Raw genomic sequence first — 14,491 nt, 5'->3', positions numbered from 1 at the left:
TGCTGTTTGATATTGGATGGTATTACCACAGGACTGTAGATATGATTGTATAATAACAAAATATCTATAGTCTATTTTTTATGCAGCGGATGCAATTAATCCATCTATGGTTACATCTTTAAAATCTGTAGTTCTCAAGACCTTAGTGCTATTTAATAAGTTTATAAATAATCCTTTGACCGCAGTGTCAAATTGAGTAGATCGATTTTTTATTTCCCATACATATAGAGCTAGATAATAGTTAACGTATTTAGTGGCTATGCCCATGAACTTTGCAATATATTTAATAAAATCTAATCCATTACCGCTAGCTTTTTTATTATTTAAAAATTCTCCATTTTTTGATTTATATTTATGAGATAATCCTAAGGCTATCTTTAAGTTATTTTGCTTGGCAAAGTATGCATAAGCAAAGTTTTTAGCCGCGCACAATATTGATTTAGGCTGCACTATAGGTTTAAGCAAGGAACTAATTTCATTATAAGACAATTCCTTAACATCCATACCTCTTAAAATAATATTTTCTGAATCATCTACGCAACTCATTATTTTTATTCTTTCATTATAAGGAATGGTAAATTGTGAATTTATGATTCGGGATTTTTTTAGTTCAAAAGGCTTTATCTTATTGCCTTTAAAGTTTTTTCTCATTATAATTTCAGCAATTTGAACATGATGGCAAAGCTCTTTATCCATAATTTTATTTTCTATAGAGCTTAATATTTTATGTCTCCATGCAAATGCTGTCTTTATATTTATGTTAAGCTGCATGGATATTGATTTTAAAGTCATACCTTTAGCTAAACAACCTAGATATGCTATCCAAAGGCTAATATCTTTTTTACTGTAGCTTAATGGAGAAGTTGTAACTTCAGAAAAAGTCCTATTGCAACTTTTGCATTTATATCTTTTATGTTTGTTTTTGCCACTAATTAAAAAACCATTCTTTACGATATTAGTGCTATTGCAATGAGGGCAACTATCTATTTTATTATTACATTTAACAAAATTATTATAATAATTCTCACAGTCACTTATATAGTTTGAGTTAGATACATCAAAGTTTTTGTTGTAAGTTGAAAATAAATCTAAGTTATAGTACATAATAATCACTCCATTTAGAAAATGCGTTATGCATTAATTATTGACTGTTTTGGTGATTATATTCAGTTGGATAGGGAACATTTATCAATGAGGTTGTGTAAATAAAAATTACGTATGTATATAGAAGTATTCCGTTAAAAAGTTGATGGACAAGTTACAAAAATTCGACAAAATTTTATCAACATTTATATGGAATACTTCTATACGTGTTGAGAAAAAATAATATTATCAGGTTATATCTAAATTATGGATGAAAAGTTAATTGGCATATAATATTATAATTAGTCTAAATTATGCACATATTAGTACGGAATAGTGACTTGACAAAAATTGAAAATATGCTATTATTAAATAAAGTTTAGCAAGTTAAAGCGATAAAATGATAAATCGATAAAGTTTTTGCGTTAAAAATATAGGAGCGAGGATAATGATGGATATGAGCAAGAATATTCCTGGAGGAATGAGAGATATAGTACCTTCTGAATGTGAGCAAAAGTTGTTTATAAAAAATACTTTAGAAGAAATTTTTTATAGCTGGGGATATGAAAGAATAATAACCCCTACTTTAGAATTTTATGATACATTTCAGCAATATAAAAATTCTTTAGGACAAGAAGAAATGTATAAGTTTTTTGATAATAAAGGAAGAATATTAGTATTAAGACCAGATATGACAGTGCCCATTGCAAGGTTAGTAAGTACAAAGTTTAAGGATAAGAAAAAACCTGTAAGATTGCAATATTATGCAAATGTATTTAGGGTGAATGAATCATTAGGTGGAAAAAGAGATGAGTACATTGATTGTGGCATAGAACTTATAGGTAAAAAAGGATTTAATGCTGATATAGAAGTAATATTATTAGCAATTAAAGCATTAGAAAAGCTCGGACTTAAGAATTTTAAAGTAGAAATTGGTCATATAGGAATTATGAACTCTATATTTAAAAAATTAAATATTTGTGATGAAAAAAGAAATGAAATAGCAAGTCTTATTGAGAAAAAGAGAGTTGTAGACTTACAAGAAAACCTAGAAAGTTTAAATTTAGCTGAAAAGGAAAAAGATATATTGAATAAGCTTCCTTGGCTGTTTGGCGGAATAGAGGTACTTGAGAATGTATTAAATATGAACGTGTCAGAGGATGTAAATATTGAAGTTAAGTACTTAAAAGAGATTTTTAATTTCTTAAAAGACTTTGGCTATGATAAAAATATTAGTTTTGATCTTGGAAGAATACCAGAGCCAGACTATTATACAGGAATTATTTTTAGGGCATTTACAGATGGAATTGGTGAAAATATTCTTTCAGGTGGAAGATATGATAAATTGTTGAGTTGTTTTGGTAATGAAGAAGCAGCAGTAGGTTTCTCAGTAAAAGTAGATTCATTGTTACCATTGTTTAAAAATGAAGAGAAACAGGTGGTAGAAGTATGTTGCAATAATAACTTAAAAGCTGCAATTTTAGAAGCAGAATCCTTAAGAAGTAAAGGTGAACGTGTAGTTTTAGTAGAACAGCCCAATATAGATGGGAAGAATAAATAGGGGGTAAAAATGAGTATAAATATTGCTATAACAAAAGGAAGATTGGAGCAAGAGACAGTTAAAATTTTTGAAAAAGCTCAATTTGATATAGATGAACTTAAAAATAAGGGTAGAAAGTTAATCTTTCAAGATAAGAGTAACTTATATAAATACTTTTTGGTTAAAGGTGCTGACGCCATAACTTATGTGGAACATGGAGTTGCAGATGTGGGAATTGTAGGAAAGGATACGTTAATAGAAAGTGATTTGGGATATTATGAGCTTATGGATTTGGGCGTAGGGCGATGCAAATTTATTATGGCATCTTTACCTAATACGGAGGTATTGAATGCAGAAAGACATATAAAAATAGGAACAAAGTATCCAGTGGTTGCAAAGAAATATTTTCAAAGCAAGAATATGGATGTTGAAATAATAAAAATAGAAGGATCAGTAGAATTAGCCCCATTGCTTGGACTATGTGATGCAATAGTAGATATCATGGAAACTGGTACAACTCTTAAAGAAAATGGGTTAATTGTAATAGATGAAATTTGTAATATTAGCGCAAGAGTTATTGTTAATAGAGCATCTTTTAAATTAAAGCAAAAAGAAATAGAAGATTTTTTAGATAAAGTTAGAAAAGTGTTATAAATAAAAAGTTAAAATAAAGTTTAGCTAATAACATTAATATATATGTTGCAATTAGTTTTCTGCATTGAGTGCTTAGTTATTTAATTAAGTTTAAATGTTAGTTAAGAAAATGTAGTTTTACTATTGGAACATATATCATTTTGTTGATAATTAGAAGTTGTAATTATAGAGAGTTTATACAAGGAGGCGTAATATATGTTTAATATATTTCAGTATAGTGAAGATAAATATAAGGAATTTGTAGAGATTTTAAATCAGAGAAAAAGTCAACAAAGCAGTAATGTAACTGAAAAAGTTCAAGATATACTTGCAAAAGTTAAGCAAGAAGGCGATGGAGCCTTAATTGAATTAACAGAAAAGTTTGATGGAGTTGTATTAAAGGATTTAGAAGTCAGCAATGAAGAACTAGAAGAAGCTTTATCAAAAATAGATGATGAATTCAAAAATATCTTAGAAGAAGCAAAGAAAAATATTGAAAGTTATCATAATAAAATGCTTCAAAGATCTTGGTGTGATTTTCAAGAGGATGGAGTGTTTTTAGGGCAAAAGGTGGTGCCTCTTGAAAGAGTGGGGGTGTATGTTCCAGGTGGAACAGCAACATATCCTTCCTCAGTTCTTATGAATATAGTTCCAGCTAGAGTAGCTGGAGTTAAAGAAATCATTATGGTAACTCCTCCAGATAAAGAAGGAAAAATAAATCCAGCAGTAGCTGTGGCAGCAAAGGTTGCAGGAATTGATAAGATATATAAGGTTGGGGGAGCACAAGCAATAGGAGCTCTGGCTTATGGTACTGAAAGTATTGGAAAAGTAGACAAAATAGTGGGACCAGGAAATATATTTGTTGCTACTGCTAAGAAAGAAGTTTTTGGAGAAGTAGACATAGATATGATTGCAGGACCTAGTGAAATTTTAGTTATAGCTGATGAAAATGCAAATCCCAAACATGTAGCAGCTGATCTACTTTCGCAAGCAGAACATGATAAATTGGCTTCATCAATTTTTGTAACTACTTCAAAAAAGTTAATGGATGAGACTATAGAAGAATTGAAAATACAAACTAGTAAATTATCAAGAAAAGAGATTATAGAAGAATCACTTGAAAACTATGGGCTGTTTATTTTATGTCAGAGTATTGATCAGGCAATAGAGTTATCCAATAAAATAGCACCAGAACATTTAGAACTAATGATTAGTAATGTAACAGAAAACTTACCTAAAGTTAAGAATGCAGGTTCAATATTTTTAGGGTATTATACTCCTGAACCAGTAGGAGATTATTTTGCTGGCCCTAATCACGTATTACCAACTGCAGGAACTGCTAAATTCTTTTCTCCTCTATCAACAGAGAGTTTCTTAAAGAAATCTTCATTTTTATACTATTCCCAAGAGAAGCTTAATAAAGAGGGAAATAAAATAATTAAATTTGCAGAACAAGAAGGGTTAACTGCTCATGCAAATTCAGTGAGGGTGAGGGTTGAAGATGGCAGAGTTTAATGGATATACGGCTGAAATGGGCGAAGCTAAGATAAGACTTAACGGTAATGAAAGTTTTAATGATATATATAAAGAGTACTTAAGTGAAAGTTTAGAAAATGGATTGGAGCTTAATAGATATCCGGAGGATGAATCTATTGAGCTTAGAAAAGCTTATGGAAAATATGTAGGAGTGAGCGAAAAAAATATTATAGTAGGTAATGGATCAGATGAGATGCTTCAGTTGATTATTGGTGCGAGAATAAAGAAAGGTAAGAAGTTTTTAACGGTTTGTCCCGATTTTTCTATGTATGATTTTTACGTGGCTTCTTATGATGGTGAGATAATCAAACATGACTTTTACAATAATGGTGAGTTTGATTTAGAAGGATTTATAGAAAAGGGAAAATCAGAAAATGTTAGCTTGATCATGTTTTCTAACCCGAACAATCCTACTGGTGGTGTTCTTACAGAAGAATCTATAATAAGAATACTTGAAGAATTTAAAGACATAGATGTTGTTGTTGATGAAGCATATGTTGAGTTTTACGGAAATAGCATGATTAAGTATATCAGCAAGTATAAAAATCTAATTGTTACTAGAACTTTATCAAAAGCGTGGGGGTTAGCTGCAATTAGAGTAGGATTCTTAATAGCAAATCAAGAAAAAATAGAGGAACTAATAAAATACAAGGTTCCATATAATATAAATTCTATTTCTCAAAGTATAGCTACTTCAGCTATAAATAAGCCAGAAATTATGGAAGAAAACTTAAAGATAATTTTAGCTGAAAGAGAATATTTAGTGAAAGAATTAAAGAAAATAGCAGAGAATAACCAGGGCAAGATAAAGCTTTATGATACGAAATCCAATTTCATTTATGCTCAATCAGAAGTTAAATCAGAAATTATAAAAGCTTTAGAGAACTTTGGAATAGTTATTAGAAATTTTAATGATGATAAATTCAGATTAACAGTTGGCTCAAGAGAGGATAATAGTAAAATTATCAGTATAATAGAAAGAGTTTTAAGGGGGGATAATTTTGCAGGATTTGCAGGAGAGGGTAGCTGCTTATAGTAGAAAAACTAAAGAAACAAGTATAGAAATAATGATGAACCTTGATGGTGAAGGTAAAAGCAACATAAGTACAGGAGTTGGCTTTTTTGATCATATGCTAAATTTATTTTCATTTCACAGTGGAATAGATTTGGATGCAAAGGTAACTGGTGACTTATGGATTGATGATCATCATATGGTTGAAGATTTTGGTATAAGTTTAGGGTGTGCCATAAAAACAGCATTAGGAGATAAAAAAGGAATAAATAGATATGGAACTTGCTATTTACCTATGGATGAATCTTTAGCATTTGTAACTTTAGATATTAGTGGGAGACCATATTTAGTTTTTGAAGCTGAGTTTAATAGAGATAGTGTTGGTCAATTTTCTACTGAAATGGTAGAAGAATTTTTTAGGGCTGTAGCCTTTAATGCAGGGATAACACTTCATTGCAAGATTTTATATGGAAAGAATGATCATCATAAAATAGAAGCTCTTTTTAAAGGATTTGGAAGAGCGTTAAGAGATGCTATTGCGGTTACTAATGATAATATACCATCTACTAAAGGGGTTCTTTAATTAAAGACTATTCTTATAAATTTAGGAAGTGTTTTTCAGTAGTTTGATGCTTAGGAACCCTTTAAATGGAAGTATTGCTATAGAAGAAAGCATAAGTTATTAATTTTTAATGTTATTCAACAAGTTATGAGAAGCATAGAAGAGAAGATGCCTTACATTTTACTGTTAATCATATTAAATAATTGTTGAAAATCATAAAAACCACAAAAAATATAAAAGTGATAAGAGTAGTTAAAGCAGTTAGAATAAGGAGGTGCTGAGATGATTGTTGTTATAGATTATGGCATGGGAAACTTGAAAAGTGTTGTTAATGGACTAAAATATCTTAATATAGATTGTAAAATATCAAGTGATGAAAAAGAAATAAGAGAAAGTAGCAAATTAATTCTTCCTGGAGTAGGTGCTTTTAATAAAGGAATGGAAAATTTAAAGGCATCTCAATTGGATAAAATAATAATAGAAGAAGCGAGAAAGGGCAAACCTATATTAGGAATTTGTCTTGGAATGCAGCTGTTATTTGATAAAAGTTATGAAATTGAAGAAACTCAAGGACTTTCATTAATTAATGGAGAAGTAGTAAAATTCCAATGCGATGCAAAGATACCTCATATGGGATGGAATTCTCTTGACTTTAAAAAAGAAGATAATATTTTATATGGTACGGAAGAAGAAAGTTTTGTGTATTTTGTTCATTCATACTATGCTGAGATGCAAAACAAAGAGGAAATGGTTGCAACATGCACTTATGGAGGGATTGAGGTACCAGCAATAGTTAGAAGAGAAAATATAATAGGAATGCAGTTTCATCCTGAAAAGAGTGGAGATATAGGACTTAATCTATTAAAAAACTTTAAGGAGCTGATATAATGATAATCCTACCAGCAATAGATATTAGAGGTGGCAAAGCTGTAAGGCTGTACAAGGGTGATTATGATAAAGAAGAGGTAGTAGACTCAGATGTTGTTAAGAGAGCAAAAGAGTTTGAGACCTTGGGCGCTGAATATATTCATATAGTTGATTTGGATGGAGCTAAAGAGGGGAAGACAGTAAATAAAGAATTGATTTTTGAAGTAATAAAGAACGTAAACGTGCCAATAGAAATAGGAGGAGGCATAAGAAATTTTGAAACAGTAAAAGAGTATGTTGAAAATGGAGTAGAAAGAGTCATTTTAGGAACAGCAGCCATAAGCAACAAAGAGTTATTAGAAAAGAGTTTACAAGCATATGGAGATAAAATTGCTGTGGGTATAGATGCTAAGAATAACATGGTTTGTGGTTCTGGATGGCTTGAAACTAGTGAAAGAGAGTATATAGAGTTTGGTAAGGAATTATATGCTATGGGTGTAAGGACCTTTATAGTAACAGATATATCAAAGGATGGAACCTTAAATGGAGTTAACATAGAAATGCTTAAAAAATTTAAAGAAGAGGTTACTTCTAATGTTATAGCATCAGGTGGAATTAGAGATATACAAGACATAAATGCTCTTATAAAAATGAACATTTATGGAGCAATAACCGGAAAGGCCATATATTCAGGAAAGTTAGATTTAAAAGAAGCCATTGAAGCAAGTAAAAAGGGGCGATAATAATGCATACTAAAAGAATAATTCCTTGTCTAGATGTTAAAGATGGTAAAGTCGTTAAGGGAGTAAACTTTTTAGGACTCAAAGAAGTTGGAGATCCAGTGGAGCTTGCTACTTTCTACAACCAGCAAGGTGCAGATGAATTGGTTTTTCTAGATATAACTGCAACTCATGAGGGAAGAGGAATAATGGAAGATATGGTTAGACGTGTGGCAGAGCGTATTTTTATTCCTTTTACTGTTGGAGGAGGGCTTAGGAACTTAGATGATATGAAGGCAATTTTAAGAGCTGGTGCAGATAAAATATCATTAAATTCTGCAGCCATAAAAGATTCTCAACTAGTAAAGCAAGGGGCAGAATATTTTGGGTCTCAATGCATAGTGGTTGCTATTGATGGAAAAAGAAGAGCAGATGGAACTGGATGGAACGTGTTTATTAATGGAGGAAGAATAGACACTGGGTTAGATCTTTTGGAATGGGCGAAGAAAGTTAGAGATTTGGGATGCGGTGAAATTCTTTTGACCTCTATGGATGCTGATGGAACAAAACAGGGATTTGATTTGGAGTTGACAAGAAGAGTATCAGAAATAGTTGATATACCTGTAATTGCATCAGGTGGTTGTGGTGATATATCTCATTTCTACGATGCATTTAATGAAGGAAAAGCAGATGCAGCTTTAGCAGCATCATTATTTCATTATGGAGAACTTCAAATTAATGAAGTGAAAGAATATTTAAAAGAAAAGAAGATACCAGTGAGGATGTGATTTTTATGACAGGTAATTTGCTACATGAAATTGATTGGAAAAAGTGTAATGGATTGATTCCAGCTATAATTCAAGACAAGCAAACTAAAGATGTATTAATGATGGGGTACATGAATGAAGAGAGTCTTAGCAAGACTTTAGAAACAGGATTTACTTGGTTTTATAGCAGAACCAGACAAGAGCTTTGGAACAAGGGAGCTACTTCTGGACATTATCAAAAGGTTGGAGATATATTTTTAGATTGTGATGGTGATACTCTTTTAGTACTGGTAGATCAACAAGGTGTAGCTTGCCACACAGGAGAAAAAACTTGTTTTTTTAGAAAGTTTTATTAAAAAGTTTTATTGGGAGGTAGATTAATGGATAGTGTATTAGAAGGTTTATATGAAATAATAAAACAAAGAAAAGATAATCCGGAGGAAGGGTCGTATACATCATACCTATTTAATAAAGGATTAGATAAAATTCTTAAAAAGGTTGGAGAAGAGAGTACAGAAGTAATAATTGCTTCTAAAAATGCAGATAGCAAAGAGACTGTGCTTGAAATCTGTGATTTAGCTTATCATATCTTGGTTATGATGGCTGAGCAAGGGATTAGTTTAGATGAAGTTAAGAAAGAGTTAGAAGTAAGAAGGAACAAGACTGGTAATTTAAAGAGTGAGAGAAAAGCTGTTGAGAATCTATAAAGGTGTAGTTATGTTTATATAAGAAAAAAGGAACTGATTGAAAAACAACCAGTTCCTTTTTTATATTCAAATTAATTAAGCTTTGTTTACAGAACCGAAAAGATCCATCTTTTCTTTAACTGTAGCTTTGATTGCTTCGAATCCTGGAGCTAATAACTTACGAGGGTCAAATCCTTTTCCTTCTAAGTCTTTTCCAGCTTCTATATATTTACGAGTAGCTTCTGCGAATGATAATTGACATTCAGTGTTAACATTGATTTTAGCAACTCCTAAAGATATAGCTTCTTTAATCATTTCAGCAGGGATACCAGTACCTCCGTGAAGAACTAGTGGCATATCTCCTGTAAGTTCTTTGATTGCAGCTAATGCTTTGAAATCTAATCCCTTCCAGTTTGCTGGATATTTTCCGTGGATATTTCCGATACCAGCAGCTAACATTGTAACTCCTAGATCAGCGATTGATTTACATTCGTTTGGATCTGCAATTTCGCCAGCTCCAACAACTCCATCTTCTTCTCCACCGATTGATCCAACTTCTGCTTCTAAAGATATTCCTTTTTCAGCAGCAAGTTTAACTAATTCTTTAGTCTTTTCAATGTTTTCTGCTATTGGATAGTGAGAACCATCGAACATAACTGAAGAGAAACCAGCTTCTATAGTTTTAAAAGCTCCTTCGTAGCTACCGTGATCTAAGTGTAATGCAACTGGAACAGTGATTTTAAGGTCTTCTAATAAACCATTAACCATTCCAACTATAGCGTGATATCCACCCATATATTTTCCTGCACCTTCAGAAACACCAAGTATAACTGGTGAGTTGTTTTCTTGTGCAGTTAATAAAACTGCTTTTGTCCATTCTAAGTTGTTGATATTGAATTGACCAACAGCATATTTTCCATCTCTAGCCTTGTTTAACATTTCTTTAGCTGAAACTAACATTGTATATTACCTCCATTTGTTTGAAAATTTTGTTTTAAAAATTTTGCTATTTATAATTTGTGAAAAGAAAAATTATTAAATCATTTTTCCTCTACAAACCATTATAACTTTAAATCAAATAAAATGGAATACCTTTTTTAAATTATACGATTTCCTGAAAATATTTGTTATAAAATGAAAAATAAAGTACAAAGTGGATTTGATATTATTTACAAATGTAAAAAATAAATGTAATATTTATTTATATATAAAGAAAAATAACCCAAAAATGTATTTAAAATAATAAATTTTTCTTGTGAAAAATATCAGTTTAATCACAGAAAATAAACATTGTTTTTATGTATCATTTTTGCTAAAAGATTTATTAAATGTCATAGGTAAAAAGGGGGAGATGTCTATGAAATTAGAAAAACAAAAATATGGGTTAGGGGACATAGTAAAAATACCACTTAAAAGTGCACCCATATCTGCTACATTAATGGGGGTTTTAAATTTATTTCAAGGTTTGATTCCAACAATTCAATTATTGATTACAGCTCAATTTTTGGATACAGCTATTGCTATATTTAATAAAAAGCAAGATGCTTCAAGTATAATTACTCCATTAATATTATTATCCTTGACAATAGCTTATACATGGATTTCTTATCAAATTATAAAATTTTCTGAGGTAAAGCTTGAAAATAAGCTTAGACAAAACTTCAGGGTGTTTTTAGTTGAGAAAATAGCTAATTTAAAATATAAGCATATTGAAAGTCAAGATAGCTGGGATCTAATTTCAAGAGTAGTTAAGGAACCAGAAATTCAGTGCAGAAATGCTTACGATCAATTACTTGCTATGATTTCAATGATACTTAGGATTGTAGGTATTCTCGCTATATTATTTGCTAAAGTATGGTGGTCAGGTTTATTTATTGTTGCAATTTCAGCACCTTTATTTTATATAGCATTAAAAGGTGGAAAAGCGAGTTATGAAGCCAATAGAGAAACTGAAAAATTCAAAAGAAAAGTTGAATATCTAGGAGAGGTTTTAAATGGAAGAGAGTCAGTAGAAGAGAGAAGTCTTTTTGGATATTCAGAAGAAGTAAATAAAAAGTGGCATAAGCAATATGAGACTGCTAGAGGTATAGAGTTTAAGGTTAACTTAATTTGGTTTTTAAAAGCTAAAGGTGGCGGTGTTATTACAGCAATTTTATCTATATTAATAGTATTTATTTTAATCAGTCCAGTTCAAAAAGGATTGATATCAGTTGGTTTATTTATCTCAATAGTTAATAGCGTTTTTAGCTTAATACAAAGTTTATCATGGCAGCTTCCACAGTATGGAGATCAATTGGCTAAAAATAAGGAATATCTAGTTGACCTAACTAATTTTGTTAAACTTGATAGTAAGGATGGAGCTGTGGACAAACCTTCAGAAGATATTAAGAAGTTAAAAACTTTGGAGTTTAAAAATGTCTCTTTTAAATATCCAGGAACAGATGCCTATATATTAAAAAATATATCTTTTATTATAGAAGAAGGAAAACACTATGCTTTTGTAGGGGTGAATGGATGTGGTAAAACCACTATAACTAAGTTAATTACAGGTTTATATGATGAATTTGAAGGAGAAATATTACTTAATGGAAAAAGCATTAAAGAATATGCTCAAAAAGATTTAAAGGCAATGTGCTCCGTTGTGTATCAAGACTTTGCTAAGTATTTTGTTTCTGTAAGAGATAATATAGCATTAGGAAATGTAAATAATGATAATCAAAATGAAGAAATAGAGAAATCTATTGAGACAATAGATTTAGGAAAAGCAATTGATGAATTGCCAAAGGGAATAGATACAATTTTAGGAAAGATAAAAAGTGATGGTATAGACGTATCTGGGGGACAATGGCAGCGTATAGCTATGGCAAGAGCAATTGTAAGTCCAGCTCCTCTTAGAATTCTAGATGAGCCAACAGCAGCGTTAGATCCTATCAGTGAAAGTAACATGTATGAAAGATTTGAGAAAATCAGTAGAGGTGGAACAACTATTTTTATAAGTCATCGTTTAGGTTCAACTAAGCTAGCTGATGAAATATTTGTTATTGGAAATGGTGATATTTTGGAAAAAGGCTCTCATGAAGAACTTATGGATAAAGATGGTGTTTATGCTGAAATGTTCGAGAGTCAAAGGAGTTGGTATTTATAATGGAAAGAAAAGCTGAAGCAAAGGAAGTTTCCTTTTTAAAGATATTAAGAAAAATAGGCCCACTAGTAGTTATGGCTTGCCCAGTATATTGTATAATGAATACTATAATTGCTGTGTTCCATGGTGTTTCATTTGGGCTTAATACTGTTATGACACAAAAATTTTTTGATGCAGTAACTAATTTAGTTAAAGGTAGTGCAACGTTAAAAACTACAATTATAATGTTAGGATTACTATGTTTAACCCTTGTTTCTAGTCAAATTTTAAATGGAGTTAGTAATTTTCTAACAGGTAACTTAGGAAAAAAGTTAGTAGGTAAGATGACAATAATTTTAAATAGAAAAAGTTCAAAATTAAATGCAGTTAATTTTGAAAATCCATTACTTCTTGATGATATAAATAAGGCTAAAAAAGGTTTAGAAAATGGCGTCTATTTAATTATGATGTTGTTTTTTATAGTATCTTTCTATATACCATATTTTCTTTTTATGGGAGTTTACTTGTATAGTTTGAAACCAATACTTTCAATATCCTTGGTGTTGATTTTTATTCCTGTTGCCTTAGCACAATTCGTAAAAATAAAAATATTTGCTAATTTAGAGGATCAGGTTGCACCAGTAAGAAGGGAATACGAATATTATGAAAGATGTATAAAAGATAGGGAGTATTTTAAAGAAACTAGACTTTTAGGGGCCTTTGGTTACTTTAAAAGTTTATATAGTTCATCCTTGGGAAGCTTAAATAAAAGTATATGGAAGGCAGAGAGAAAGTCTGGACTAATTGAAATTGGTCTTAAAATAGTAACACTTGCAGGTTATATAGGAATATTAATATTATTATTTGATGCATTAATGGATGGTTCAATATCAGTAGGAGCTTTCGGTGCGGTTTTTTCATCTATAGGATTTATGTTTGATATTATGGAAGAAATAATAACTATGCATATAGGAACAATTACTAGGAATTTAGGAACAGTAAAGAATCTTGTAAGATTTTTAGAAATGCCAGAGAGAATCGGAGAAGATATAGAAATAAATTCAGTTCCAGAAATATCTCTAAAGAATGCATCTTTTTCTTATCCTGGAGCAGATAAAAAGTCACTAGAAGAAATATCATTAGATGTTAAATCTGGAGAGACTATAGCCATAGTAGGAGAAAATGGTGCAGGAAAAAGTACTATAGTTAGACTTATGACTGGCTTATACATTCCAACAGAGGGAAAAGTATTTTTTAATGGAGTGGATACTTCAAAAATATCAGCCCAATCAATTTATAAAGGAATATCTGGAGTATTTCAGAAATTCCAAAAATACAAGATGACTTTGGAGGAGAATGTTTCTATAAGTAATACAGATGTACTTTGCAATGAAGAATTATTAAATATAGCAGCAGATAAGGCTGATTTAGAAATAAATTCAGATAGATTTCCAGAAGAATATAAAACCATGCTATCAAGAGAGTTTGATGGGGTGGATTTATCAGGTGGACAGTGGCAAAGAATAGCTATAGCAAGAGGTTTTTACAAGGCACACAATATGATTATACTTGATGAACCTACAGCAGCTATAGATCCTGTAGAGGAGACAAAAATCTATAATAAGTTTAAAGAAATGTCAGTGGGAAAAACAGCTGTAATAGTTACTCATAGACTAGGATCTGCAAAAATAGCAGACAGAATCCTAGTAATGGATGCAGGAAAAATAGTACAAGTTGGAACTCATGATGAACTCATTGCAGTAGAAGGCAAATATAAGGATATGTATGAAGCTCAAAGCAAGTGGTATATAGAGGAATGCAGTTAGGCAGAATAGCTATAAGTTACGTTATTTTGTTTTATATAACTTTTCATTAGGAATTATGAAAAGTTATATAAAGTTGATGCTTTAAGATATGTCTTTCTTCAAGATATGCTTTGTGATTATGAATATGGCAATAAAGTGG

The 14,491-nt window shown here is 30.8% G+C and carries 14 protein-coding genes; 12 read left to right on the top strand and 2 right to left on the bottom strand.

What is annotated here, in order from left to right:
- Nucleotides 1-78 precede the first annotated feature (78 nt).
- The gene (locus OCU47_RS11155; protein ID WP_261828677.1) at nt 79-1,104 is read right to left on the bottom strand and encodes an IS1/IS1595 family N-terminal zinc-binding domain-containing protein; all 1,026 of its coding nucleotides are present in this window, start codon (nt 1,102-1,104) and stop codon (nt 79-81) included.
- A 427-nt stretch (nt 1,105-1,531) separates the two neighbouring features.
- Between OCU47_RS11155 and hisZ the strand changes: the two genes are divergently transcribed.
- The 10 genes from hisZ to hisE all read left to right on the top strand — a co-directional run bounded on the left by hisZ (nt 1,532) and on the right by hisE (nt 9,426).
- Nucleotides 1,532-2,644 (top strand): ATP phosphoribosyltransferase regulatory subunit, encoded by a 1,113-nt coding sequence (hisZ, locus tag OCU47_RS11150; RefSeq protein ID WP_261828676.1) that lies wholly within the window; start codon nt 1,532-1,534, stop codon nt 2,642-2,644.
- A 9-nt stretch (nt 2,645-2,653) separates the two neighbouring features.
- Nucleotides 2,654-3,277 carry an ATP phosphoribosyltransferase gene (gene hisG / locus OCU47_RS11145; protein WP_261828675.1) on the top strand — a complete coding sequence of 208 codons (624 nt, stop codon included), beginning with the start codon at nt 2,654-2,656 and terminating at the stop codon, nt 3,275-3,277.
- 195 nt (nt 3,278-3,472) lie between these two features.
- Entirely contained in the window at nt 3,473-4,771 is a 1,299-nt protein-coding gene (hisD, locus tag OCU47_RS11140) for a histidinol dehydrogenase (RefSeq protein ID WP_261828674.1), read from the top strand.
- Nucleotides 4,758-5,828 carry a histidinol-phosphate transaminase gene (gene hisC / locus OCU47_RS11135; RefSeq protein WP_261828673.1) on the top strand — a complete coding sequence of 357 codons (1,071 nt, stop codon included), beginning with the start codon at nt 4,758-4,760 and terminating at the stop codon, nt 5,826-5,828. The genes hisD and hisC overlap by 14 nt, the downstream gene beginning before the upstream one ends.
- Nucleotides 5,803-6,387, top strand: coding sequence for an imidazoleglycerol-phosphate dehydratase HisB (gene hisB / locus OCU47_RS11130; protein ID WP_309297468.1), 585 nt, complete (start codon nt 5,803-5,805; stop codon nt 6,385-6,387). Before hisC ends, hisB begins: the two co-directional genes overlap by 26 nt.
- A gap of 261 nt (nt 6,388-6,648) precedes the next feature.
- Nucleotides 6,649-7,254, top strand: a complete 606-nt coding sequence (gene hisH / locus OCU47_RS11125; protein WP_261828672.1) for an imidazole glycerol phosphate synthase subunit HisH — start codon at nt 6,649-6,651, stop codon at nt 7,252-7,254.
- Nucleotides 7,254-7,976 (top strand): 1-(5-phosphoribosyl)-5-[(5-phosphoribosylamino)methylideneamino]imidazole-4-carboxamide isomerase, encoded by a 723-nt coding sequence (gene hisA, locus OCU47_RS11120; RefSeq protein WP_261828671.1) that lies wholly within the window; start codon nt 7,254-7,256, stop codon nt 7,974-7,976. The genes hisH and hisA overlap by 1 nt, the downstream gene beginning before the upstream one ends.
- Nucleotides 7,977-7,978: 2 nt before the next feature.
- Nucleotides 7,979-8,740, top strand: coding sequence for an imidazole glycerol phosphate synthase subunit HisF (gene hisF / locus OCU47_RS11115; RefSeq protein WP_261828670.1), 762 nt, complete (start codon nt 7,979-7,981; stop codon nt 8,738-8,740).
- Nucleotides 8,741-8,745: 5 nt separating this feature from the next.
- Nucleotides 8,746-9,075 (top strand): phosphoribosyl-AMP cyclohydrolase, encoded by a 330-nt coding sequence (hisI, locus tag OCU47_RS11110; protein WP_261828669.1) that lies wholly within the window; start codon nt 8,746-8,748, stop codon nt 9,073-9,075.
- Nucleotides 9,076-9,099: 24 nt separating this feature from the next.
- Complete coding sequence (gene hisE / locus OCU47_RS11105) at nt 9,100-9,426, top strand: phosphoribosyl-ATP diphosphatase (RefSeq protein ID WP_261828668.1); 327 nt, start codon at nt 9,100-9,102, stop codon at nt 9,424-9,426.
- A gap of 75 nt (nt 9,427-9,501) precedes the next feature.
- On the opposite strand, the gene fba is transcribed toward hisE, so the two are convergent.
- Complete coding sequence (gene fba, locus OCU47_RS11100) at nt 9,502-10,365, bottom strand: class II fructose-1,6-bisphosphate aldolase (RefSeq protein ID WP_261828667.1); 864 nt, start codon at nt 10,363-10,365, stop codon at nt 9,502-9,504.
- Nucleotides 10,366-10,762: 397 nt separating this feature from the next.
- On the opposite strand from fba, the gene OCU47_RS11095 reads away from it, so the two are divergent.
- Complete coding sequence (locus OCU47_RS11095) at nt 10,763-12,550, top strand: ABC transporter ATP-binding protein (protein WP_261828666.1); 1,788 nt, start codon at nt 10,763-10,765, stop codon at nt 12,548-12,550.
- The gene (locus tag OCU47_RS11090; RefSeq protein ID WP_261828665.1) at nt 12,550-14,352 is read left to right on the top strand and encodes an ABC transporter ATP-binding protein; all 1,803 of its coding nucleotides are present in this window, start codon (nt 12,550-12,552) and stop codon (nt 14,350-14,352) included. The genes OCU47_RS11095 and OCU47_RS11090 overlap by 1 nt, the downstream gene beginning before the upstream one ends.
- Nucleotides 14,353-14,491 lie beyond the last annotated feature (139 nt).

This window comes from Clostridium sp. TW13 (assembly GCF_024345225.1).
Taxonomy (GTDB): domain Bacteria; phylum Bacillota; class Clostridia; order Clostridiales; family Clostridiaceae; genus Inconstantimicrobium; species Inconstantimicrobium mannanitabidum.
The sequence above is the reverse complement of the archived record's forward strand: the minus strand, read 5'-3'. Positions and strand labels throughout refer to the sequence as shown.

What these genes read in the sequence shown, in the direction of transcription:
- OCU47_RS11155 (WP_261828677.1), bottom strand. Translation starts at nt 1,104, where the DNA reads ATGTACTATAACTTAGATTTATTTTCAACTTACAACAAAAACTTTGAT.
- hisZ (WP_261828676.1), top strand. Translation starts at nt 1,532, where the DNA reads ATGATGGATATGAGCAAGAATATTCCTGGAGGAATGAGAGATATAGTA.
- hisG (WP_261828675.1), top strand. Translation starts at nt 2,654, where the DNA reads ATGAGTATAAATATTGCTATAACAAAAGGAAGATTGGAGCAAGAGACA.
- hisD (WP_261828674.1), top strand. Translation starts at nt 3,473, where the DNA reads ATGTTTAATATATTTCAGTATAGTGAAGATAAATATAAGGAATTTGTA.
- hisC (WP_261828673.1), top strand. Translation starts at nt 4,758, where the DNA reads ATGGCAGAGTTTAATGGATATACGGCTGAAATGGGCGAAGCTAAGATA.
- hisH (WP_261828672.1), top strand. Translation starts at nt 6,649, where the DNA reads ATGATTGTTGTTATAGATTATGGCATGGGAAACTTGAAAAGTGTTGTT.
- hisA (WP_261828671.1), top strand. Translation starts at nt 7,254, where the DNA reads ATGATAATCCTACCAGCAATAGATATTAGAGGTGGCAAAGCTGTAAGG.
- hisF (WP_261828670.1), top strand. Translation starts at nt 7,979, where the DNA reads ATGCATACTAAAAGAATAATTCCTTGTCTAGATGTTAAAGATGGTAAA.
- hisI (WP_261828669.1), top strand. Translation starts at nt 8,746, where the DNA reads ATGACAGGTAATTTGCTACATGAAATTGATTGGAAAAAGTGTAATGGA.
- hisE (WP_261828668.1), top strand. Translation starts at nt 9,100, where the DNA reads ATGGATAGTGTATTAGAAGGTTTATATGAAATAATAAAACAAAGAAAA.
- fba (WP_261828667.1), bottom strand. Translation starts at nt 10,365, where the DNA reads ATGTTAGTTTCAGCTAAAGAAATGTTAAACAAGGCTAGAGATGGAAAA.
- OCU47_RS11095 (WP_261828666.1), top strand. Translation starts at nt 10,763, where the DNA reads ATGAAATTAGAAAAACAAAAATATGGGTTAGGGGACATAGTAAAAATA.
- OCU47_RS11090 (WP_261828665.1), top strand. Translation starts at nt 12,550, where the DNA reads ATGGAAAGAAAAGCTGAAGCAAAGGAAGTTTCCTTTTTAAAGATATTA.